General features: G+C 36.1%; 1 protein-coding gene. It reads right to left on the bottom strand.

Annotated features, from left to right (window positions below; all coding sequences use genetic code 11):
• Positions 1-249 (bottom strand): UDP-2,3-diacylglucosamine diphosphatase (locus ACWA1B_RS23255; protein ID WP_456911043.1); only part of this gene is annotated, 249 nt, incomplete at both ends.

Below are 249 nucleotides of genomic sequence, written 5' to 3'. Positions count from 1 at the left end.
AATCCATTTTGAATGTTGAACAGAGGCGTCAAAAACGTCTCCGTGAAAAATCCAGGCTTTTTTATCGTCCAATTCTAAAACTAATTTATCAACAAGAGCAAAATTTCCCATATTCATATCGCTGAATTTTCGAAGTATCTCATCGTGATTTCCAGTAATATAGTACACTTTTGTTCCTTTAGAAGCCATTCCGATAATGCGCTGGATCACTCGCAAATGGGCTTTAGGAAAGTAAGATTTTCGAAACTG

The organism is Flavobacterium xizangense, assembly GCF_054075145.1.
The sequence above is the reverse complement of the archived record's forward strand: the minus strand, read 5'-3'. Positions and strand labels throughout refer to the sequence as shown.